The organism is Leclercia adecarboxylata, assembly GCF_023639785.1.
Classification (GTDB): Bacteria; Pseudomonadota; Gammaproteobacteria; order Enterobacterales; family Enterobacteriaceae; genus Enterobacter; species Enterobacter adecarboxylatus_D.
Genome location: NZ_CP098325.1, coordinates 4,254,900 through 4,276,758, shown reverse-complemented (window position 1 = coordinate 4,276,758; position 21,859 = coordinate 4,254,900). Strand labels below are relative to the sequence as shown.

General features: G+C 55.2%; 25 protein-coding genes. 18 read left to right on the top strand and 7 right to left on the bottom strand.

Annotation, left to right across the window (positions count from 1 at the left end):
- The first annotated feature begins 50 nt into the window (after positions 1–50).
- From NB069_RS20280 to argD, 4 genes are all read left to right on the top strand, one after another.
- Positions 51–218: a YhfG family protein gene (locus NB069_RS20280; protein WP_250586397.1), complete on the top strand. Its 168-nt coding sequence runs from the start codon at positions 51–53 to the stop codon at positions 216–218.
- A complete protein-coding gene (locus NB069_RS20275) occupies positions 208–810 on the top strand; it encodes a putative adenosine monophosphate-protein transferase Fic (protein WP_250586396.1) in 603 nt (200 codons plus the stop codon). Before NB069_RS20280 ends, NB069_RS20275 begins: the two co-directional genes overlap by 11 nt.
- Before the next feature lie 30 nt (positions 811–840).
- Positions 841–1,404 (top strand): aminodeoxychorismate synthase component 2, encoded by a 564-nt coding sequence (gene pabA, locus NB069_RS20270; protein WP_250586395.1) that lies wholly within the window; start codon positions 841–843, stop codon positions 1,402–1,404.
- Positions 1,405–1,491: 87 nt separating this feature from the next.
- The gene (argD, locus tag NB069_RS20265; RefSeq protein ID WP_250586394.1) at positions 1,492–2,712 is read left to right on the top strand and encodes a bifunctional acetylornithine/succinyldiaminopimelate transaminase; all 1,221 of its coding nucleotides are present in this window, start codon (positions 1,492–1,494) and stop codon (positions 2,710–2,712) included.
- Positions 2,713–2,788: 76 nt separating this feature from the next.
- Here the strand turns inward: argD and NB069_RS20260 are convergent, their stop codons facing one another.
- Entirely contained in the window at positions 2,789–4,876 is a 2,088-nt protein-coding gene (locus NB069_RS20260; RefSeq protein ID WP_250589550.1) for a YccS/YhfK family putative transporter, read from the bottom strand.
- 57 nt (positions 4,877–4,933) lie between these two features.
- Complete coding sequence (gene crp / locus NB069_RS20255) at positions 4,934–5,566, bottom strand: cAMP-activated global transcriptional regulator CRP (RefSeq protein ID WP_000242758.1); 633 nt, start codon at positions 5,564–5,566, stop codon at positions 4,934–4,936.
- A 310-nt stretch (positions 5,567–5,876) separates the two neighbouring features.
- Here crp and NB069_RS20250 point away from each other — a divergent pair, with 310 nt between their 5' ends.
- Positions 5,877–6,281, top strand: a complete 405-nt coding sequence (locus tag NB069_RS20250; RefSeq protein ID WP_250586393.1) for an OsmC family protein — start codon at positions 5,877–5,879, stop codon at positions 6,279–6,281.
- 87 nt (positions 6,282–6,368) lie between these two features.
- On the opposite strand, the gene NB069_RS20245 is transcribed toward NB069_RS20250, so the two are convergent.
- The 4 genes from NB069_RS20245 to NB069_RS20230 all read right to left on the bottom strand — a co-directional run bounded on the left by NB069_RS20245 (position 6,369) and on the right by NB069_RS20230 (position 10,530).
- Positions 6,369–7,238 carry a phosphoribulokinase gene (locus NB069_RS20245; protein ID WP_250586392.1) on the bottom strand — a complete coding sequence of 290 codons (870 nt, stop codon included), beginning with the start codon at positions 7,236–7,238 and terminating at the stop codon, positions 6,369–6,371.
- Between the two features lie 30 nt (positions 7,239–7,268).
- Entirely contained in the window at positions 7,269–7,487 is a 219-nt protein-coding gene (locus tag NB069_RS20240) for a YheU family protein (RefSeq protein ID WP_039031541.1), read from the bottom strand.
- A complete protein-coding gene (locus NB069_RS20235) occupies positions 7,484–8,506 on the bottom strand; it encodes a hydrolase (protein ID WP_250586391.1) in 1,023 nt (340 codons plus the stop codon). The genes NB069_RS20240 and NB069_RS20235 overlap by 4 nt, the downstream gene beginning before the upstream one ends.
- Before the next feature lie 119 nt (positions 8,507–8,625).
- Positions 8,626–10,530 carry an ABC transporter ATP-binding protein gene (locus NB069_RS20230; RefSeq protein WP_250586390.1) on the bottom strand — a complete coding sequence of 635 codons (1,905 nt, stop codon included), beginning with the start codon at positions 10,528–10,530 and terminating at the stop codon, positions 8,626–8,628.
- Positions 10,531–10,651: 121 nt separating this feature from the next.
- On the opposite strand from NB069_RS20230, the gene kefG reads away from it, so the two are divergent.
- The 4 genes from kefG (at position 10,652) to slyD (ending at position 13,905) form a co-directional block, all read left to right on the top strand.
- The gene (gene kefG / locus NB069_RS20225; protein ID WP_250586389.1) at positions 10,652–11,206 is read left to right on the top strand and encodes a glutathione-regulated potassium-efflux system ancillary protein KefG; all 555 of its coding nucleotides are present in this window, start codon (positions 10,652–10,654) and stop codon (positions 11,204–11,206) included.
- Entirely contained in the window at positions 11,206–13,011 is a 1,806-nt protein-coding gene (kefB, locus tag NB069_RS20220) for a glutathione-regulated potassium-efflux system protein KefB (protein WP_250586388.1), read from the top strand. The genes kefG and kefB overlap by 1 nt, the downstream gene beginning before the upstream one ends.
- Before the next feature lie 11 nt (positions 13,012–13,022).
- Positions 13,023–13,223, top strand: a complete 201-nt coding sequence (locus NB069_RS20215) for a YheV family putative zinc ribbon protein (protein WP_039031545.1) — start codon at positions 13,023–13,025, stop codon at positions 13,221–13,223.
- Positions 13,224–13,317: 94 nt separating this feature from the next.
- Positions 13,318–13,905 carry a peptidylprolyl isomerase gene (gene slyD, locus NB069_RS20210; RefSeq protein WP_039031546.1) on the top strand — a complete coding sequence of 196 codons (588 nt, stop codon included), beginning with the start codon at positions 13,318–13,320 and terminating at the stop codon, positions 13,903–13,905.
- A gap of 51 nt (positions 13,906–13,956) precedes the next feature.
- On the opposite strand, the gene NB069_RS20205 is transcribed toward slyD, so the two are convergent.
- A complete protein-coding gene (locus tag NB069_RS20205) occupies positions 13,957–14,175 on the bottom strand; it encodes a protein SlyX (protein ID WP_039031547.1) in 219 nt (72 codons plus the stop codon).
- Between the two features lie 236 nt (positions 14,176–14,411).
- Between NB069_RS20205 and fkpA the strand changes: the two genes are divergently transcribed.
- The 9 genes from fkpA to tuf all read left to right on the top strand — a co-directional run bounded on the left by fkpA (position 14,412) and on the right by tuf (position 21,688).
- Positions 14,412–15,230 carry an FKBP-type peptidyl-prolyl cis-trans isomerase gene (gene fkpA, locus NB069_RS20200; protein ID WP_250586387.1) on the top strand — a complete coding sequence of 273 codons (819 nt, stop codon included), beginning with the start codon at positions 14,412–14,414 and terminating at the stop codon, positions 15,228–15,230.
- 164 nt (positions 15,231–15,394) lie between these two features.
- On the top strand, positions 15,395–16,117 hold the full coding sequence (locus NB069_RS20195) for a helix-turn-helix transcriptional regulator (RefSeq protein ID WP_039031549.1): 723 nt from the start codon (positions 15,395–15,397) through the stop codon (positions 16,115–16,117).
- Positions 16,117–16,503, top strand: a complete 387-nt coding sequence (gene tusD / locus NB069_RS20190; protein WP_250586386.1) for a sulfurtransferase complex subunit TusD — start codon at positions 16,117–16,119, stop codon at positions 16,501–16,503. Before NB069_RS20195 ends, tusD begins: the two co-directional genes overlap by 1 nt.
- On the top strand, positions 16,503–16,862 hold the full coding sequence (gene tusC, locus NB069_RS20185) for a sulfurtransferase complex subunit TusC (RefSeq protein ID WP_250586385.1): 360 nt from the start codon (positions 16,503–16,505) through the stop codon (positions 16,860–16,862). The genes tusD and tusC overlap by 1 nt, the downstream gene beginning before the upstream one ends.
- A gap of 7 nt (positions 16,863–16,869) precedes the next feature.
- The gene (gene tusB, locus NB069_RS20180) at positions 16,870–17,157 is read left to right on the top strand and encodes a sulfurtransferase complex subunit TusB (RefSeq protein ID WP_250586384.1); all 288 of its coding nucleotides are present in this window, start codon (positions 16,870–16,872) and stop codon (positions 17,155–17,157) included.
- 124 nt (positions 17,158–17,281) lie between these two features.
- Entirely contained in the window at positions 17,282–17,656 is a 375-nt protein-coding gene (rpsL, locus tag NB069_RS20175; protein WP_036111075.1) for a 30S ribosomal protein S12, read from the top strand.
- Between the two features lie 96 nt (positions 17,657–17,752).
- A complete protein-coding gene (gene rpsG / locus NB069_RS20170; protein ID WP_004106370.1) occupies positions 17,753–18,223 on the top strand; it encodes a 30S ribosomal protein S7 in 471 nt (156 codons plus the stop codon).
- Positions 18,224–18,319: 96 nt separating this feature from the next.
- Positions 18,320–20,434: an elongation factor G gene (gene fusA / locus NB069_RS20165; protein ID WP_039031553.1), complete on the top strand. Its 2,115-nt coding sequence runs from the start codon at positions 18,320–18,322 to the stop codon at positions 20,432–20,434.
- A gap of 69 nt (positions 20,435–20,503) precedes the next feature.
- On the top strand, positions 20,504–21,688 hold the full coding sequence (gene tuf, locus NB069_RS20160) for an elongation factor Tu (protein WP_114316183.1): 1,185 nt from the start codon (positions 20,504–20,506) through the stop codon (positions 21,686–21,688).
- Positions 21,689–21,859: the final 171 nt, after the last annotated feature.

Here is a 21,859-nt window from a genome sequence, read left to right as displayed (position 1 = left end):
GTTTGCTGCTTATACTTGTGGCAACACGGGCACAAGCAGGGAGGTAACAGGTGAAAAAACTCACTGAGAAGCAAAAATCCCGTCTCTGGGAGCAACAGCGAAACGCGAATTTTCAGGCCAGTCGCCGTCTTGAAGGTGTCGACAGTCCGCTAGTCACGCTCAGCGCCGATGAGGCATTGCTGCGTCTTGAGGAACTCAGGAGGCACTATGAGCGATAAATACGGCAACGATCGCGATCCTTATCTGTATCCGGGGATCAATGTGATGCGCAACCGGCTGGGCATTCGCCAGGCGGAGCGTCTTGCCCAGGCGGCGTATGAATTCACCGCTCTGCGCGCGGCTACCCTGGGCCTGGGGCCACCGCTGCGTGGTCTGCCGCACCTGTGCGCCATTCACCAGCACATCTACCAGGATATCTTCGACTGGGCGGGTGATATTCGTGAAATGGATATCTACCAGGGCGACACCCGGTTCTGCCACTTCGCCTACATCGAAAAAGAGGGCAATGCCCTGATGCAGGATCTGGAGGAGGAGGGATACCTCGTCGGGCTCGAGAAAGCGGAATTTATCAATCGCCTCAGCCACTACTATTGCGAAATCAACGTCCTGCACCCGTTCCGCATCGGCAACGGCATTGTTCAGCGTATCTTCTTTGAGCAGCTGGCGATTCATGCAGGCTATCAGCTTGACTGGCGCGATATCGATCCTGAGAAGTGGGCGCAGGCCAACCAGAGCGGTGCGATGGGCGATCTGAGCGCGTTGAACGCAATCTTCAGTAAAGTGGTAAGCGAAGCCCGGGAAACTGAGTAGAATAGGGCGGCCATTTTTTCAGGAGCCGCCATGATTCTGCTGATTGATAATTACGATTCCTTTACCTGGAACCTGTACCAGTATTTTTGCGAGCTGGGTGCGGAGGTGGAGGTCCGGCGCAACGACGTGCTCTCTCTGGAGGATGTTGCGGCGCTCAATCCGCAGAAAATCGTTATCTCTCCTGGCCCCTGCACGCCGGACGAGTCCGGCGTTTCGCTGGCGGTGATCCGGCACTATGCCGGTCATTTACCCATTCTGGGCGTCTGCCTGGGACATCAGGCCATTGCCCAGGTCTTTGGCGCCACCATTGTCCGGGCCGCTAAAGTGATGCACGGCAAAACCTCCCCGGTAACGCACACCGGTACGGGAGTGTTCCAGGGCCTGAATAACCCCCTTACCGTCACCCGCTATCACTCGCTGGTCATCGACCCGCCCACCTTACCCGACTGCTTTGAGGTCACCGCCTGGAGCGAGACGCAGGAGATCATGGGTATCCGCCACCGTGAATGGGATCTGGAAGGAGTGCAATTCCACCCGGAAAGTATTCTCAGCGAGCAGGGCCACCAGCTGCTGGCTAATTTCCTTAATCGTTGATTTTTAGTTGCCATGAAGTGATTTTTTAAGCATATTTCGTGATTATATTTTCACTTCTGCTTTTTGCTTAAAAAAGGGTGGGGTTACATGGCAACTGAACAATCTGCAATTACGCGCGCGACATTCGATGAAGTAATTCTGCCAATTTATGCACCGGCTGAGTTTATCCCGGTGAAAGGGAAGGGCAGCCGCGTCTGGGATCAACAGGGCAAAGAGTACATTGATTTTGCAGGCGGCATTGCAGTGACGGCGTTAGGTCACTGCCACCCGGCGCTGGTCGAGGCGCTGAAAACCCAGGGCGAAACCCTGTGGCACACCAGTAACGTCTTTACCAACGAACCCGCGCTACGTCTGGGGCGCAAAATCATCGACGCCACCTTTGCTGAGCGCGTGCTGTTTATGAACTCCGGCACCGAAGCCAACGAAACCGCCTTCAAGCTGGCCCGGTATTACGCATCCACGCGCCACAGCCCGTTTAAAAGCAAAATCATCGCCTTCCACAACGCGTTCCACGGTCGTTCGCTGTTTACCGTGACCGTGGGCGGTCAGCCAAAATATTCCGACGGCTTTGGCCCGAAACCGGCCGACATCATCCACGTGCCGTTTAACGATCTGCATGCGGTAAAAGCGGTGATGGACGATCACACCTGCGCGGTCGTCGTCGAGCCAATCCAGGGCGAAGGCGGCGTGATGGCGGCAACGCCAGAATTCCTGCAGGGGCTGCGCGATCTGTGCGACCAGCACCAGGCGCTGCTGGTCTTTGACGAAGTGCAGAGCGGCATGGGGCGTACGGGGGATCTCTTTGCTTACATGCACTACGGCGTGACGCCGGACATTCTGACCAGCGCCAAGGCGCTCGGCGGCGGGTTCCCGGTCAGCGCGGTGCTCACCACGCAGGATATCGCCTCGGCCTTCCACGTAGGCTCTCACGGCTCCACCTACGGCGGTAACCCGCTGGCGTGTGCGGTCGCCGGGGCGGCGTTCGATATCATCAATACCCCGGAAGTGCTGAGCGGCGTCAATACGAAGCGCGAGCAGTTCGTGAAGCATCTCCAGCAGATCGACGCTCAGTACGATGTCTTTAGTGATATTCGTGGCATGGGGCTGTTGATTGGCGCCGAGCTGAAGCCGCAGTACAAAGGCCGGGCGCGTGATTTCCTCTACGCCGCTGCCAGTGAAGGGGCGATGGTGCTCAACGCCGGGCCGGACGTGATGCGCTTTGCGCCGTCGCTGCTGGTGGAAAGCGCGGATATCGACGAAGGGATGAACCGCTTTGCCGCCGCGGTGAAGCGCGTGGTTCAGCAGTAGCTGTGTTGCCCGGCGGCGCTACGCTTGCACGGGCCTACAAGACCGTAGGCCGGGTAAGCGCAGCGCCACCCGGCGTTTAATGCGCTGTGCGCTTCAGCCGTCGGATCAACCAGATACCGTGATGAGGGCGCTGGCGCCACGCCACCGACGAAATGGTGTGCATGGTGTTCAGATGTCCCAGAATGCGTTGCAGATGCTGTTCCAGCGTACTCATGGGGCCGTGCGTCAGGGTTTCTGGCGCTTCCAGAATATTACTGTCCCCGCTCTCGCCCGGCGCGTCATACTCCAGACGCTGCTGACAGCGCTGAAGCCCAATTTCACACGACTGCAGATAACGCTGCGCCAGATCGGGCGTCAGCATCGTATGTTCACGCGCCAGAGTCGTCATCGCATTGATATGTTCGACGATAAACTGGCTGTGCGTCACCCACAGCCGCATATCCGCCAGATAGGCTGAGTTGAAGCCCGGCTCCTGCATCGCCTGGTTGAGGGAGTTAAACAGTGCGTTGTGCGCCTGGTTGACCTTCATGCGCTGCCACGCCAGCGGCGTGGGCTGCGGATCGTCGCTGAGGATCAGGCGGATAGCCTCCTGATCGGCCTCCAGCGCGTCGTGGGCGTTCTGGCGCAGCAGCCCGCTTTGCCATTGCGGCCACAGCCAGACCATCCCGCCGAAGGCGATCAAACAGCCAATCAGGGTATCGGCCAGCCGGGCGAGAATAAACTGATCCCCATTCAACGTGATCAGCTGCAGGGTGTACACGGCGGTCACCGTAAAGCCCACCGTCGCCCAGCCGTAATTTTTACGAATGAACAGATAACTCACCAGGGTGACCATCAGCATTCCCGCCAGGGTATAGCCTTCCGGTACGTGGAAGTGCAGGGTGACGCCGGCAATAACCAGTCCCGCCAGGGTACCGGCCGCCCGGTGGAGAATGCGCACCCGCGTGGCGCTGTAGCCGTTTTGCGTCACCAGCAGGACGGTCATTAAGATCCAGTACGGCTTCGGCAGATGCAGCGCCATGCCCATCAGGCTGGCGATACTCAGCATCACGCTGATGCGGGCCGCATTACGCAGGGCGGACGATTTCAGCGACAGATAGCTTCTCAGGGCGGGGATCAGCGGCAGGCGTTTTTGCTTGTCCGCCATCAGGTCGCGCGGATAGAGCGGGCGCTGAGTGCGCAGCACGCGGGCAATACGGCTGAAGTGCCATGCGCAGAACTGCCCCACCGGGTTATCCGGGTGCTGGCGGGCGATTTTTTCCAGCGCGCCGAGCTGTTTGTCCATGTTGAAGCGGGTAGGGTAGCGATGATAGAGAATGTCATCCGCGAGCACGCGCAGACGGGCGGCGACGGTCTGGGCGTTCCAGCGGATCACCGCTTCGGCGTGGCTGCGCTCCACCAGCGTTTGCACCTCCTTCGGATGATGCAGGCTGACGGAGATGTGCTCCTGCAGATCCAGCCCCACCTGGAAGGTGCGCAGCAGGCGTTTGTACTCATGATTTCTGTTCGCGGCGAGCATGTGCAGCTGTTGATAACACTGGCTAATCAGGTCGACCACCTTCTGTTGCCGGGCCAGCAGCGGCGGTAACGATTTTTCAGGGTCGGTATGCTGGGTCAGCAGGGTGTATTTGGCTTCGCAATATTCGGCCAACTGGCGGTAGAGCACGCTCAGGGATTCACGCAGCGGTTGCTCGCGCCACATCCAGAACCAGAACCAGTTAAACAGCCCGTACCAGAGGGTACCCAGCGCGTAGATAAGCAGCGGTGCCCAGATCGGCATATTTCCCGCCAGACTCAGGGTAAAGATGGCGGCAATCAACGAGGCGGGCAGCAGGCGGGCATGCAGGGCGCTGATCTCTGCCGTGACGCCTAATGTCATCGCCAGCACCGTCAGAATGAGGGGCAGCGGAATATCGCGCGCCAGCAGCAACTGTACGGCCAGGCTACAGCCGGCAAACAGCGAGCCGCCAATCATCAGGCGTTTAAAAAAGCGTTTGTGCGGTGTGTCGAGGCCAGCAATGTTGCAGCAGGCAGGGACGAGGGAGAACAGGAGACCGTATTGCAGATAACCGAGAACTAAACCCACAGCCACAGGGAGACACAACACCAAGGTTTGCCGCAGTGCGTAGTTAACTTCCGGGTGATAAATGAGCCTGCGCCACATGGGAGAGAGAGACAAAAACGGCGTGTCATCCTGGGATGCCACGCCGTCTGAGTGGAATTAACGTGTTCCGTAAACCACGATGGTTTTACCGTGGGCGGAAATCAGGTTCTGATCTTCCAGCATTTTCAGGATACGACCCACTGTCTCACGAGAACATCCGACGATCTGACCAATTTCCTGACGGGTAATTTTAATTTGCATACCGTCCGGGTGGGTCATCGCGTCTGGCTGTTTCGCCAGGTTCAGCAGCGTCTGAGCGATACGGCCCGTCACGTCCAGGAAGGCGAGGTTGCCCACTTTCTCGGATGTGACCTGCAGACGGCGAGCCATCTGCGAAGAGAGGCGCATCAGGATATCCGGGTTAACCTGGATCAGCTGGCGGAATTTCTTATAAGAGATCTCAGCCACTTCACACGCGGTTTTCGCACGAACCCAGGCGCTACGCTCCTGACCTTCTTCAAACAGGCCCAGTTCACCGATAAAGTCTCCCTGATTCAGGTAAGAGAGGATCATCTCTTTGCCTTCTTCATCTTTGATCAGCACTGCTACTGAGCCTTTGACGATGTAATACAACGTTTCCGCTTTTTCACCCTGGTGAATCAGCGTGCTCTTCGATGGGTACTTATGAATATGGCAATGAGACAAGAACCATTCGAGAGTCGGGTCTGTTTGCGGTTTGCCAAGCACCATGCGCTGTTATCCTCTGTTATAAGCTGTCTCCAGAGTCAGGCTGTGTACCTTCGCTCTGGGGTTGCAATCGAATTCTTCCCCTTACCTGGGGAGCCGGCTGTCACAATAATTAGCAGCCTGTAATGTGTGATGTCCTCTGCATACATGTGCAACGTCAATGTATTACTGTAGCATCACGACTGTTTTAGCATAGGTTTTGCCGCATGTCTCCTGGTGTCTCGCTTCAGCTTGATGCAGGTCGACTTCCGTTGTCAGAATTGTTACTGACGCGTAATCTGTCAGGAAAAATGCAATCCTGGAGTTAATTAAAATGCAAGCACGTGTGAAATGGGTTGAAGGGTTAACGTTCCTCGGTGAGTCCGCCTCGGGGCACCAGATTTTGATGGATGGCAACTCCGGTGACAAAGCGCCAAGTCCAATGGAAGTGGTTCTGATGGCGGCGGGTGGATGCAGCGCTATCGACGTGGTATCGATTCTGCAAAAAGGGCGTCACGATGTGACCGACTGCGAAGTGAAACTGACCTCAGAGCGCCGGGATGAAGCGCCGCGCCTGTTTACCCATATCAATCTTCACTTCGTGGTGACCGGCAAAGCCCTTAAAGACGCGGCGGTCTCCCGTGCGGTAGATCTCTCTGCGGAGAAGTACTGTTCCGTAGCGCTGATGCTGGAAAAAGCGGTCAAGATTACCCATTCGTATGAAGTGATTGAGGCGTGAGTCCGTTGCCCGGTGGCGCTGCGCTTACCGGGCCTGCAACGGCACGGACGTAGGCCGGATAAGCGCAGCGCTATCCGGCAAACCTTCTCAATCGATCTTCTTGCCTTCCATTAACCGCTGCACCAGCGGCGTCATGATCAATTCCATCGCCAGCCCCATTTTGCCGCCAGGCACCACCAGCGTATTCATGTGGGAAATAAATGAACCCTGCAGCATCGCCAGCAGCCAGGGGTAATCGATCTCGTCCAGATTGCGGAAATGGATCACCACAAAGCTCTCGTCCAGCGAAGGGATGGCTTTTGCAGCAAAGGGGTTCGAGGTGTCCACGGTCGGGACGCGCTGGAAGTTAATATGGGTGCGGGAAAACTGCGGCGTGAGGAAGTTAATGTAATCTTCCATGGAGCGAACCACGGAATCCATCACCGCTTCACGGGAGTGGCCGCGTTCGCTGGTATCCCGCGTCAGCTTCTGGATCCACTCCAGGTTGACGATAGGCACCACGCCCACCAGCAGATCGACATGGCGCGCCACGTCGTGATGCGGCGTGACGACGCCGCCGTGCAGACCTTCATAAAACAGTACGTCGGTAGGCTCCGGCAGCGGCTGCCAGGGGGTAAAGGTACCTGGCACCTGGTTCCACGGCACCGCTTCATCATAGGTATGCAGGTATTTGCGCGACTGGCCGGTCCCGCTGCGACCGTATTCTGCAAAGGTTTGCTCCAGCAGGCCAAAGTCGTTCGCATCAGGGCCAAAGTAGCTAATATGTTTGCCTAAATCGCGCGCTTTACGGATTGCCATATCCATCTCAGGGCGGGTGAAGCGGTGAAAGCTGTCGCCCTCTACCTCTGCAGCACGCAGATGTAGCTGCGAGAAAATCTTACGAAAGGCGAGGCTGGTGGTAGTGGTACCTGCACCACTCGACCCTGTAACGGCAATAACCGGATGTCTGGCGGACATAGCAACTCCCTGAGTGGAAAGAGTGTGCGATCAGTCGCGAAACTGACCACGGGGCATGATATTCACCGTCTCGTGCAATTCGGACCACACCAGAACGGCCTCACCGCTTTTAAGCTGCTGTTTAACATCGGCGACTTTCATTTCAAGCGTGCGTTCATGTTCACCATAATCTGTGCCCTCACGCAATACAAAGCTTTCAATCAGATTGTCCAGCGTTTCGGGAGCCAGATCCTGCCAGGGAATGATCATTTTGATTTTTCCAGATATGTGGTCAGCCAGTCCGGGATACGCGTCTCCAGCCACATCTGCGGTCGACGCAGCGTGCCGCTGATAAAGCCCACGTGTCCGCCATGTTCGGTCAGTTGATACTCTACGTTAGCCGGTAAATGTTCCGGCGCCGGAATCGAGTGATGATCCATAAAGGGATCGTCTTTCGCGTGAATAATCAGCGTAGGCCGGGTGATCTGATTCAGCAACGGCATGGCGCTGCACTGGCGATAGTAGTCGATAGCATCGGCAAAACCGTGGATTTTCGCGGTGATCAAATCGTCAAATTCGCGCAGGCGGCGCACGCGTTTCAACTGCTGAAGGCTGACGGGGAGCGTGTCCGGGTAGGCCTTCAGTTTGCGGGCGGCATTGGCTTTCAGTAAGTTCAGCAGGTAGCGCTGATAAACGCGCGAAAACCCTTTTTCCATATGATAGCTACACTGCTCAAGCATGAAGGGCGCAGAGACAATGGCCGCCGCGTCGAGCGGGACATTATCGCCCTCTTTTGCCAGCAGGCAGGCGAGCATATTGCCCCCCAGTGAATAGCCTACCGCCGCAGTGGGGGCCGGACCGTGGGTCTGCACCAGCCAGTTCAGGAACCAGCGGCCATCCTCGATCTCGCCGGAGTGGTAGATCCGTTTCTGCCGGTTAGGTACGCCGCTGCAACCGCGAAAATGCATCACCACCCCAAGCCAGCCGCGCGCTTTCGCGGCATGGATCAGGCCGTGGGCATAAGGGCTGTGCAGGCTTCCCTCCAGACCATGGAACACCACCAGTCGCGGTTTATGCTGTGCCCCTGCGGGATCTTCACTCCAGGCCAGATCCACGAAGTCGTCATCCGGCAGGTCGAGCCGCTGCCAGTGGGGTGTGAACTGTAACTTGCGGCGCAGCAGGCGCGGGAGCATGGTTTGCAGATGGGGGTTCGCCACGCCGCGCATGGGCACAAAGATCGCGCGCTCGTCGTGGGAAAAATTGAAATCAGATGGGATTGTTTGCGTCATAGGGATGTGAAGTATTTTTGTGGTCTGCTTTTACTATACAGCCCGGGACCTTTAACGTTTGTTAAATCGCGGCTTATCAGGCGGCGGGTTTGCCACCTGATAAGCCGGGCGGGCGGGAATTATTCTGCCTGCAGCATCTCTTCAAGCTGCTCCTGAGCATCGAGCCAGGCCATTTCACACTCTTCAAGGCTGGATTTGGTTTTTGCCTGAATCTGCAGACACTCTGTCAGTTCCGCCTTGCGGCTCTGATCGTACAGGCCGCTGTCACCGAGCTTCTCTTCTACCGTGGCAAGCGTGGCGTTGAGCTTCTCCATCTCTTTTTCCAGACGGGTTATCTCTTTACGCAGCGGCTGGGTCTGGGTGCGCAGTTCCGCTTCGCGACGCTTCTGATCCTTACGGGCCTGGGCGCTGTTGGCGTTATCTTTAGCCCCTTCTGCTGGCTGGCTTTCCTGCTTCTGAATGTCGCTCAGCCACTGCTGATAATCTTCCAGATCGCCATCAAACGGCTCGACTTTGCCGTCATGCACCAGATAGAGATCGTCGGTCGTGGAGCGCAGCAGGTGGCGGTCGTGCGAAACGACCACCAGCGCGCCTTCGAATTCAATTAATGCTTCGGTCAGCGCCTGACGCATGTCGAGATCGAGGTGGTTAGTCGGTTCATCGAGCAGCAGCAGGTTAGGGCGCTGCCAGACGATCAGCGCCAGCACCAGGCGCGCTTTTTCGCCCCCGGAGAAGCGCTCGGTATTTTCGCTGACTTTATCGCCCTGAAAACCGAAGCCGCCCAGATAGTCGCGCAGCTTCTGCTCCAGCTCCTGCGGCGCCAGACGCGCCAGATGCTGCAGCGGTGATTCGTCAGCGCGCAAAAATTCCAGCTGATGCTGGGCGAAATAGCCAAGCTTAATGCCCTTCGCCAGACCGATATCGCCACGCACAGGCGCAAGCTCGCCTGCCAGCAGCTTGATCAGCGTCGATTTACCGGCACCATTGCGCCCGAGCAGGCCGATACGGGAACCCGGCACCAGGTTGAGCTTGATAGAATCCAGGATGATGCGATCGCCATAGCCAGCGCTGACCTTTTCCATTTTCAGCAGCGGGTTGGGCAGGCTTTCCGGGGCCCGGAAGTTAAAGTGGAACGGGTTGTCGACGTGCGCCGGGGCAATCATCTCCATACGTTCCAGCATCTTGATTCGGCTCTGGGCCTGTTTTGCTTTTGACGCCTTCGCTTTGAAGCGATCGACAAAGCTCTGCAGGTGCGCCACGCGCTGCTGCTGGCTCTCGTACATCGCCTGTTGCTGGGAGAGTCGCACCGCACGCTGGCGCTCAAACGAGCTGTAGTTGCCGGTGTACTCGAACATGGTTTCCTGTTCGATATGAATAATTTTGTCCACCACCGGATCGAGGAAGTCACGGTCGTGGGAGATGAGGATCAGCGTGCCCTGATAGCTCTTCAGCCACTTTTCCAGCCAGATGACCGCATCCAGATCGAGGTGGTTAGTCGGTTCATCAAGCAGCAGCAGGTCAGAACGACAGATCAGTGCCTGGGCCAGGTTAAGGCGCATGCGCCAGCCACCGGAGAAATCACTCACCGGACGCTCCAGCTGCTCGTTGCTGAACCCCAGGCCGTGCAACAGGCTGGCGGCGCGGGAACGGATGGTCCAGGCATCTATGGCGTCGAGTTTGCCGTGTACGGTGGCGATCGCATGACCGTCGTTACGTTCGTTAGCGGCGTGCAGTTCGGCTTCCAGCTTGCGGTACTCACGGTCGCCGTCGATAACATAGTCCATCGCCGGTACGCTCAGGGCGGGCGTCTCCTGGTTTACCCAGGCCAGCTGCCAGTTGCCGGGGTAGGTGAAGTTACCGCCGTCGGCAGTGATTTCGTTTTTCAGCAATGACAGTAACGTGGATTTACCACAGCCGTTTTTGCCCACCAGGCCCACTTTCTGGCCCGGGTTAATGGTGGCTGTAGCGTTGTCCAGCAGGACACGTACGCCGCGACGAATTTGTAATGAGGAGAAAACAATCATAGAGCGCCGTATGTTCCGACTATGTTAAGTTGTCATTATAATCAGGTTAAGTGTGCCGCCACGCGCCGCGTGGGTGTGCCATGGTAGCCCAAAACAACAGTGATGACGACCCGGGAGAGGAATGATGTCCCAGACAGCAAAAGTGCTGCTGCTGTATGCCCATCCGGAGTCTCAGGACTCGGTCGCCAACCGGGTTTTGCTACAACCGGCGTTTCAGCTCAGTAATGTGACGGTGCACGATCTCTATGCGCACTACCCCGATTTTTTTATCGACATCCCTCGTGAACAGGAGCTGCTGCGCCAGCACGACGTTATCGTGTTCCAGCATCCTCTCTATACCTACAGCTGCCCGGCGCTGCTGAAGGAGTGGCTGGACCGCGTGCTGAGCCGCGGCTTTTCCAGCGGTCCGGGAGGAAACCAGCTGGCGGGAAAGTACTGGCGGAGCGTCATTACCACCGGCGAGCCGGAGAGTGCTTACCGCCACGATGGGCTTAATCGCTATTCGATGAACGATATTTTACGCCCGTTCGAGCTCACGGCGGCCATGTGCCGTATGCACTGGCTAAGCCCGATTGTGGTCTACTGGGCGCGCCGACAGCCCCAGGATCAGCTGGCCAGCCATGCCAGAGCGTACGGCGACTGGCTGGCGGCGCCAACGCTGACGGGAGGCCACTGATGGAAGGATCTGATCTTTTGCTGGCAGGGGTATTGTTCCTGCTTGCCGCCGTAGTGGCGGTGCCGCTGGCGTCGCGTCTGGGGATTGGCGCGGTGCTGGGTTATCTGCTGGCGGGCATCGCCATCGGCCCGTGGGGGCTGGGGTTCATCAGCGATGTGGATGAAATCCTGCACTTCTCGGAACTGGGTGTCGTCTTTCTGATGTTTATCATCGGCCTCGAGCTGAACCCGGCGAAGCTCTGGCAGCTGCGGCGTTCTATCTTTGGCGTAGGCGCCGCGCAGGTGCTGTGTAGCGCGGTGATCCTCGGCGGGCTCCTGATGCTGACCCAGTTCTCATGGCAGGCTGCGGTGGTAGGCGGGATTGGCCTGGCGATGTCCTCCACGGCAATGGCGTTACAGCTGATGCGCGATAAGGGCATGAACCGGAGCGAGGCGGGACAGCTGGGCTTCTCAATTCTGCTGTTTCAGGATCTGGCGGTGATCCCGGCGCTGGCTCTGGTTCCGCTGCTGGCGGGATCGGGAGATGAACATTTCGACTGGATGAAGATCGGCATGAAGGTGCTGGCCTTTGCCGGCATGCTGGTGGGCGGACGCTATCTGCTTCGCCCGGTGTTCCGCTTTATTGCGGCATCCGGGGTGCGGGAAGTGTTTACCGCCGCGACGCTGCTGCTGGTACTGGGATCGGCGCTGTTTATGGACGCGCTGGGGCTGTCGATGGCGCTGGGCACCTTCATTGCGGGCGTGCTGCTGGCGGAGAGTGAGTACCGGCACGAACTGGAAATTGCCATCGATCCCTTTAAAGGGCTGCTGCTAGGGTTGTTCTTTATCTCTGTCGGCATGGCGCTGAACCTCGGCGTGCTCTACACCCATATCCTGTGGGTCGTGATGAGCGTTGCCGTGCTGGTGGGCGTCAAAATGCTGGTGCTGTATGTGCTGGCGCGGGTTTATGGCTTGCGTCAGACGGAGCGTGCACAGCTGGCCGGGGTGCTGAGCCAGGGGGGAGAGTTTGCTTTTGTGCTCTTCTCCACAGCATCATCCCAGAGATTGTTCCAGCATGATCAGATGGCTTTGCTGTTGGTGACCGTGACGCTGTCGATGATGACCACACCGCTGCTGATGAAGCTTATCGATAAGCATTTGTCCCGCCGCATCAATGCCCCGGAAGATGAGCACGAAGCGCCCTGGGTGGAAGATGATAAACCCCAGGTGATTGTGGTGGGCTTTGGACGTTTCGGTCAGGTTATCGGGCGCCTGCTGATGGCGAATAAAAAGCGCGTGACGGTACTGGAGCGCGACATCAGCGCGGTCAACCTGATGCGCAAATACGGTTACAAGGTCTATTACGGGGATGCCACTCAGGTCGAACTGCTGCGCTCCGCAGGGGCAGAGGCGGCAGAGTCGATAGTCATCACCTGTAATGATCCTGAAGACACCATGAAACTTGTGGAAATCTGCCAGCAGCATTTTCCGCATCTGCATATTCTTGCCCGTGCGCGAGGACGTGTTGAAGCACACGAGTTGCTCCAGGCCGGGGTAAAGTATTTTACCCGTGAGACCTTCTCCAGTGCGCTGGAACTGGGGCGTAAAACATTGGTGACGCTGGGCATGCATCCACATCAGGCCCAGCGCGCCCAGTTACATTTTCGTCGTCTGGATATGCGCATGCTGCGCGAGCTGATGCCGGTGCATACCGATACGGTGCAGATCTCTCGCGTACGGGAGGCGCGTCGTGAGCTGGAAGAGATTTTCCAGCGTGAGATGCAGCAGGAGCGGCGGCAGTTGGATGGCTGGGACGAGTTTGAATAACGAGGTAGAGAATGGCGGTACGTAAACGTTTTATCGCCGGCGCGAAATGCCCGGCCTGTCAGGCTCAGGATTCACTGGCCATGTGGCGGGAGAATAATATCGATATTGTTGAGTGTGTTAAGTGCGGACACCAGATGCGTGAGGCCGATAAAGAGGCGCGCGAGCACGTTCGCAAAGAAGAGCAAGTGATCGGGATTTTTCATCCCGACTAGCGATATGCCCTGAGTTTTTTTAAGCTAAAGGGTACACGGGTGCAGATTTCCGTTACAATCTGCGCCAGCAATTTTCCCACGCTCAGGAGATATCATGAAAGTAGCAAAAGACCTGGTGGTCAGCCTGGCCTATCAGGTACGTACAGAAGACGGTGTGTTGGTTGATGAGTCTCCGGTGAGTGCGCCGCTGGACTACCTGCACGGTCACGGTTCCCTGATTTCCGGTCTGGAAAACGCGTTGAACGGTCATGAAGTTGGCGACAAATTTGACGTAGAAGTTGCGTCTAACGACGCTTACGGCCAGTACGATGAAAACCTGGTGCAGCGTGTTCCTAAAGACGTCTTCATGGGCGTTGACGAGCTGCAGGTTGGCATGCGTTTCCTGGCTGAAACTGACCAGGGTCCGGTTCCAGTAGAAATCACCGAAGTTGAAGACGACCACGTTGTGGTTGACGGCAACCACATGCTGGCTGGCCAGAACCTGAAGTTCAACGTTGAAGTGGTTGCAATCCGCGAAGCCACTGAAGAAGAGCTGGCTCACGGCCACGTTCACGGTGCGCACGGCCATGACCACGATCACGGTCACGATGGCTGCTGCGGCGGGCACGGCCACGATCACGACCATGGTCACGACCACGGTAAAGGCGGTTGCGGCGGCAACGGCGGCTGCGGTTGCCACTAATCGTTACGCCTTAAGCGCAAAAAAGCGGGATATTCCCGCTTTTTTTACGTCTTAATAGTGGGGCGGCGGCGTCTCTTCCGACTGTGACGCAATGTGTGATGCCTGCGACGCTTTCACTTTTTCTGTTAGCAGACGCAACAGATCCCGCAGCTTGGCCATTTCCAGTTCGTGTGCGGTTACGGTCTGATTCAGCTCATCGATGGTGATCTCCTGAAAAGCCAGGCGGCTTTCAAGCTCAGCCAGACGTGCTTCCATTTCTGTATTCTGCATGATTCACCTCGTTTGTCTCTTTAACCCCGGCCGGGGCTGGCGGCGGCGAATATTACCCGAGATTATCCCTGCGCGCAGTAAACATCCCCTCGCTAAGAAACTAATTTAAACAAAAATAGTCTGAAATGTGGTGCGAATCAGGGGTGTCTACCTGTAGATTTGTTCCTCAACGTTTTATAGTACGCTACTCATTTACGCTTAACACGGGGTGAGAGTCCCCGGCCCTGGAGAAATGGATGAAATCACTGTTTAAAGTAACGCTGCTGGCGACCACGATGGCTGTCGCTCTGCATGCGCCGCTGACTTTCGCTGCTGATACGCCTGCGAAACCTGCTGCGACTGCTGACAGCAATGCGGCGTTCAAAAATGACGACCAGAAATCAGCCTACGCACTGGGCGCATCTCTGGGCCGTTACATGGAAAACTCTCTGAAAGAGCAGGAAAAACTGGGCATCAAACTGGACCAGGCTCAGCTGATCGCTGGCGTTCAGGATGCGTTTGCGGACAAGAGCAAACTGTCTGACCAGGAAATCGAACAGACTCTGCAAGCTTTCGAAGCACGCGTGAAAGGCGCCGCGCAGGAGAAGATGGAGAAAGACGCGGCTGAGAACGAAACGAAAGGCAAAGCCTACCGTGATGCTTTCGCTAAAGAGAAAGGCGCGAAAACCTCTCCTACTGGCCTGGTCTACAAAGTAGAGAAAGAAGGTACCGGCGACGCACCGAAAGACAGCGATACCGTAGTTGTTAACTACAAAGGTACGCTGACCGACGGTAAAGAGTTCGATAACTCTTATACCCGTGGTGAGCCGCTTTCCTTCCGTCTGGATGGTGTTATCCCTGGCTGGACCGAAGGCCTGAAAAACATCAAGAAAGGCGGTAAAATCAAGCTGGTCATCCCACCGGATCTGGCTTATGGCAAAACGGGCGTCCCGGGTATCCCGGCTAACTCCACACTGGTGTTCGACGTAGAGCTGCTGGACATCAAGCCAGCGCCGAAGGCGGATGCTAAGCCTGACGCGAAGCCAGAAGCGCCGGCAGAAGCCACCAAGAAGTAAACCGGTAAAAACCGCCGCCTTTAAAGCGGCGGTTTTTTTATTGTGGTGCAGATATAATTAACACTGGAAGCGCTACCTACGCTGTATTAATTTAATTGCCCGTGTAAATAATGAGCCTGCCCTGAAAACCTACCGACAGGCTCCTGAAAAGGAGTGTTTTTTTCATGACCAGGTCGCTCTTAACCAACGAAACCAGCGAACTTGATTTGCTGGATCAACGTCCTTTCGATCAAACCGATTTCGATATTCTTAAATCCTACGAAGCGGTAGTGGACGGGTTAGCGATGCTCATTGGGTCCCACTGCGAAATCGTTTTGCACTCCCTGCAAGATCTGAAATGTTCTGCCATCCGCATTGCCAATGGTGAGCATACTGGCCGTAAAATTGGCTCGCCAATCACCGACCTTGCACTGCGTATGCTGCATGACATGACCGGCGCGGACAGCAGCGTCTCCAAATGCTATTTCACCCGCGCGAAGAGCGGCGTTCTCATGAAGTCTGTGACCATCGCCATTCGCAACCGCGACCATCGCGTGATTGGCTTACTCTGCATCAACATGAACCTTGATGTGCCGTTCTCCCAGATCATGAGTACCTTTATTCCGCCAGAAACGCCGGATGTCGGATCCTCTGTCAACTTCGCCTCTTCCGTTGAAGACCTCGTTACCCAGACGCTGGAATTCACCATTGAGGAGGTTAATGCCGATCGCAATGTCTCTAACAATGCCAAGAATCGTCAGATCGTGCTTAACCTCTACGAAAAAGGCATTTTCGATATTAAAGACGCCATTAACCAGGTGGCCGATCGTCTCAATATCTCCAAGCACACGGTGTATCTCTACATCCGTCAGTTCAAAAGCGGCGATTTCCTGGGGCAAGAGAAGTAATGCGTTTTGCACTCATGGTGACAGGCCCGGCTTACGGTACACAGCAGGCCAGCAGCGCGTTGCAGTTTGCCCGTGCAGTGCTGGCGGCTGGTCACGAGCTTGTCAGCGTCTTTTTTTATCGGGAAGGGGTGTATAACGCTAACCAGCTGACGTCGCCAGCTTCAGACGAGTTCGATCTGGTGCGTGCCTGGCAGGCGTTGAATCAGGAACACGGCGTTGCCCTGCATATCTGCGTGGCGGCGGCACTACGTCGGGGCGTGAGCGACGCGAACGAAGCGCAACGCCTGGGCTTGCCCGCTGCGAATCTTAATGACGGCTTTTCCCTGAGCGGCCTTGGCGCGCTGGCTCAGGCTGCATTAACCTGCGACCGGATGGTGCAATTCTGATGAACCGCGTTGCGTTTGTATTTAATTCTGCTCCGCATGGCAGCGCTTCCGGAAGGGAAGGGCTGGATGCGTTACTGGCTACGTCTGCGTTAACGGAAGAGATCGGCGTTTTCTTTATTGGCGACGGCGTGTTTCAGCTGCTTGCCGGCCAGCAGCCACAAGCTGTTCTGGCGCGCGATTACATCGCCACGTTTAAAGTCCTGCCGCTGTATGACATCGAGACGTTTTATGTCTGTGCTTCTTCACTGCAGGCGCGTGGCCTGAATGAGAGCACGCCTTTTGTGCTGGACGCCACCGTACTCGCGCCGTCTTTGCTGCGTGAACAGCTCTCCCATTACGACACCATACTGACATTCTGAGGCGGTCATGCTCCATACCCTGAGCCACTCCCCCTGGCACTGCGACATCGAAAGCCTGTTAAGCATGCTGCGTGAGGGCGACGCTGTGCTGCTCATTCAGGATGGCGTTCTGGCCGCGGTGGAAGGCAGCCGCTATGTTGATATTCTCTGCAATGCCCCCATCTCTGTCTCAGCGCTTAAAGATGACATTGATGCACGCGGTTTATCTGGTCAAATTTCAACCAGTATTGACGTGGTTAGCTATACTGATTTCGTCAATCTGGCCATCCAGCACGCCGGCCAAATGAACTGGTGATCTGAGATCGCTGTATAATTCTTGACACCTTTTCGACGTAGCCCTAAAATTTCGCGTCCTCATATTGTATGAGGTCGTTTTATTACGTGTTTACGAAGCAAAAGCTAAAACCAGGAGCTATTTAATGGCAACAGTTAACCAGCTGGTACGCAAACCACGTGCACGCAAAGTTGTGAAAAGCAACGTGCCTGCGCTGGAAGCCTGCCCGCAGAAACGTGGTGTATGTACTCGTGTATATACCACCACTCCTAAGAAACCAAACTCCGCACTGCGTAAAGTATGCCGTGTGCGTTTGACCAACGGTTTTGAAGTGACTTCCTACATCGGTGGTGAAGGTCACAACCTGCAGGAGCACTCCGTGATCCTGATCCGTGGCGGTCGTGTAAAAGACCTCCCGGGTGTTCGTTACCACACCGTTCGTGGTGCGCTTGACTGCTCCGGCGTTAAAGACCGTAAGCAATCTCGCTCCAAATACGGCGTGAAACGTCCTAAGGCTTAATGGTTCTCCGTTAAGTAAGGCCAAACTGATTTATCTTAATGTCACACTAAACTCTTAGAGTTTTGGACAATCCTGAATTAACAACGGAGTATTCCCATGCCACGTCGTCGCGTCATTGGTCAGCGTAAAATTCTTCCAGATCCGAAATTCGGATCAGAACTGCTGGCAAAATTTGTAAATATCCTGATGGTAGATGGTAAAAAATCTACTGCAGAAGCAATCGTATACAGCGCGCTGGAGACCCTGGCTCAGCGTTCTGGTAAAAATGAACTGGAAGCTTTCGAAGTCGCTCTCGACAACGTGCGCCCGACTGTAGAAGTTAAGTCTCGCCGCGTTGGTGGTTCTACTTATCAGGTACCAGTTGAAGTTCGTCCGGTCCGTCGTAATGCTCTGGCAATGCGTTGGATCGTTGAAGCTGCTCGTAAACGCGGTGATAAATCCATGGCTCTGCGTCTGGCGAACGAACTTTCTGATGCTGCAGACAACAAAGGTACTGCAGTTAAGAAACGTGAAGACGTTCACCGTATGGCAGAAGCCAACAAGGCGTTCGCACACTACCGTTGGTAATCCCTTCGGAGTATTAGTCACCAGGCGGGCGCTTCAGCGAAGCAGCCCGCTTTGGGTTACTTAACTGAACGCCTAAAAAGATAAACGAGGAATCAAATGGCTCGTACAACACCCATCGCACGCTACCGTAACATCGGTATCAGTGCGCACATCGACGCCGGTAAAACCACTACCACCGAACGTATTCTGTTCTACACCGGTGTAAACCACAAAATCGGTGAAGTTCATGACGGCGCCGCTACCATGGACTGGATGGAGCAGGAGCAGGAGCGTGGTATTACCATCACCTCTGCAGCGACTACTGCATTCTGGTCTGGTATGGCTAAGCAGTATGAACCGCATCGCGTAAACATCATCGACACCCCGGGCCACGTTGACTTCACTATCGAAGTAGAACGTTCCATGCGTGTTCTTGATGGTGCGGTAATGGTTTACTGCGCAGTTGGTGGTGTTCAGCCACAGTCTGAAACCGTATGGCGTCAGGCAAACAAATATAAAGTTCCACGCATTGCGTTCGTTAACAAAATGGACCGCATGGGTGCGAACTTCCTGAAAGTTGTTGGTCAGATCAAAACCCGTCTGGGCGCGAACCCTGTTCCGCTGCAGCTGGCAATTGGTGCTGAAGAAGGTTTCACCGGTGTTATCGACCTGGTGAAAATGAAAGCCATCAACTGGAATGAAGAAGACGCAGGTGTAACCTTCACTTATGAAGATATTCCGGCTGACATGCAGGACCTGGCTGACGAATGGCACCAGAACCTGATCGAGTCCGCTGCTGAAGCTTCAGAAGACCTGATGGAGAAATACCTGGGTGGTGAAGAACTGACTGAAGAAGAGATCAAAAAAGCTCTGCGTCAGCGTGTTCTGAACAACGAAATCATCCTGGTTACCTGTGGTTCTGCGTTCAAGAACAAAGGTGTTCAGGCGATGCTGGATGCGGTAGTTGACTACCTGCCATCCCCGGTAGACGTTCCTGCGATCAACGGTATCCTGGACGACGGTAAAGACACGCCGGCTGAGCGTCACGCAAGTGATGACGAGCCGTTCGCTGCTCTGGCGTTCAAAATCGCTACCGACCCGTTCGTGGGTAACCTGACGTTCTTCCGCGTGTACTCTGGTGTGGTTAACTCCGGTGACACCATCCTGAACTCCGTGAAAGCTGCACGTGAGCGTTTCGGTCGTATCGTACAGATGCACGCGAACAAACGTGAAGAGATCAAAGAAGTTCGTGCGGGCGACATCGCTGCTGCTATCGGTCTGAAAGACGTGACTACTGGTGACACCCTGTGTAACCCAGATCACCCAATCATTCTGGAGCGCATGGAGTTCCCAGAGCCGGTAATCTCTATCGCCGTTGAACCAAAAACCAAAGCTGACCAGGAAAAAATGGGTCTGGCTCTGGGCCGTCTGGCTAAAGAAGACCCATCATTCCGCGTATGGACTGATGAAGAATCTAACCAGACCATCATCGCCGGTATGGGTGAACTGCACCTGGACATCATCGTTGACCGTATGAAGCGTGAATTCAACGTTGAAGCTAACGTAGGTAAACCTCAGGTTGCTTATCGCGAAGCGATTCGTCAGAAAGTTACCGATGTTGAAGGTAAACACGCTAAGCAGTCTGGTGGTCGTGGTCAGTATGGTCACGTTGTGATCGACATGTACCCACTGGAGCCGGGCTCTAATCCGAAAGGTTACGAGTTCATCAACGACATCAAAGGTGGTGTAATTCCTGGCGAATACATCCCTGCCGTTGATAAAGGTATCCAGGAGCAGCTGAAGTCTGGTCCACTGGCTGGTTATCCGGTAGTAGACATGGGTGTTCGTCTGCACTTCGGTTCTTACCATGACGTTGACTCCTCTGAACTGGCGTTTAAACTGGCAGCTTCTATCGCCTTTAAAGAAGGCTTTAAGAAAGCGAAACCAGTTCTGCTTGAGCCGATCATGAAGGTTGAAGTAGAAACTCCTGAAGAGAACACCGGTGACGTTATCGGTGACTTGAGCCGTCGTCGCGGTATGCTGCGTGGTCAGGAATCTGAAGTAACTGGCGTTAAGATCCACGCTGAAGTTCCACTGTCTGAAATGTTCGGATATGCAACTCAGCTGCGTTCTCTGACCAAAGGTCGTGCATCATACACTATGGAATTCCTGAAGTATGATGATGCGCCGAACAACGTTGCTCAGGCCGTAATTGAAGCCCGTGGTAAATAATCCACAGGATTAAAACCTAAGTCCCGTGCTCTCTCCAAAGGGGAGAGCACTATAGTAAGGAATATAGCCGTGTCTAAAGAAAAATTTGAACGTACAAAACCGCACGTCAACGTTGGTACTATCGGCCACGTTGACCACGGTAAAACTACCCTGACTGCTGCAATCACTACCGTTCTGGCTAAAACCTACGGTGGTTCTGCTCGTGCATTCGACCAGATCGATAACGCACCAGAAGAAAAAGCTCGTGGTATCACCATCAACACTTCCCACGTTGAATACGACACCCCGACTCGCCACTACGCGCACGTAGACTGCCCGGGCCACGCCGACTATGTTAAAAACATGATCACCGGTGCTGCGCAGATGGACGGCGCGATCCTGGTTGTTGCTGCGACTGACGGCCCAATGCCTCAGACCCGTGAGCACATCCTGCTGGGTCGTCAGGTAGGCGTTCCTTTCATCATCGTGTTCCTGAACAAATGCGACATGGTTGATGACGAAGAGCTGCTGGAACTGGTAGAAATGGAAGTTCGTGAACTTCTGTCCCAGTACGACTTCCCGGGCGATGACACCCCAATCGTTCGCGGTTCCGCGCTGAAAGCGCTGGAAGGCGAAGCTGAGTGGGAAGAGAAAATCATCGAGCTGGCTGGCTACCTGGATTCTTACATCCCTGAGCCAGAGCGTGCGATTGACAAGCCATTCCTGCTGCCAATCGAAGACGTATTCTCCATCTCCGGTCGTGGTACCGTTGTTACCGGTCGTGTAGAGCGCGGTATCATCAAAGTTGGCGAAGAAGTTGAAATCGTTGGTATCAAAGAGACTGCGAAGTCTACCTGTACTGGCGTTGAAATGTTCCGCAAACTGCTGGACGAAGGCCGTGCGGGTGAGAACGTTGGTGTTCTGCTGCGTGGTATCAAGCGTGAAGAAATCGAACGTGGTCAGGTTCTGGCGAAGCCAGGCTCAATCAAGCCACACACCAAGTTCGAATCTGAAGTGTACATTCTGTCCAAAGACGAAGGCGGCCGTCATACTCCGTTCTTCAAAGGCTACCGTCCACAGTTCTACTTCCGTACTACTGACGTGACCGGTACCATCGAACTGCCAGAAGGCGTTGAGATGGTAATGCCAGGCGACAACATCAAAATGGTTGTTACCCTGATCCACCCAATCGCGATGGACGACGGTCTGCGTTTCGCAATCCGTGAAGGTGGCCGTACCGTTGGCGCGGGTGTTGTTGCTAAAGTTCTGGGCTAATTAATTACCCCTGAATTAAAAAGGACGCTCCGGCGTCCTTTTTTGTTTTTGCAGCTTTGCCATGTCACAAATTTTCGCATTTTTTGTTCGCTCCCGCCCCGTATCCTGACGCTTGTGCTATTGTAATCATAATTATTCTCACTTACACTTTGCGCATATTTTGAACGGGAG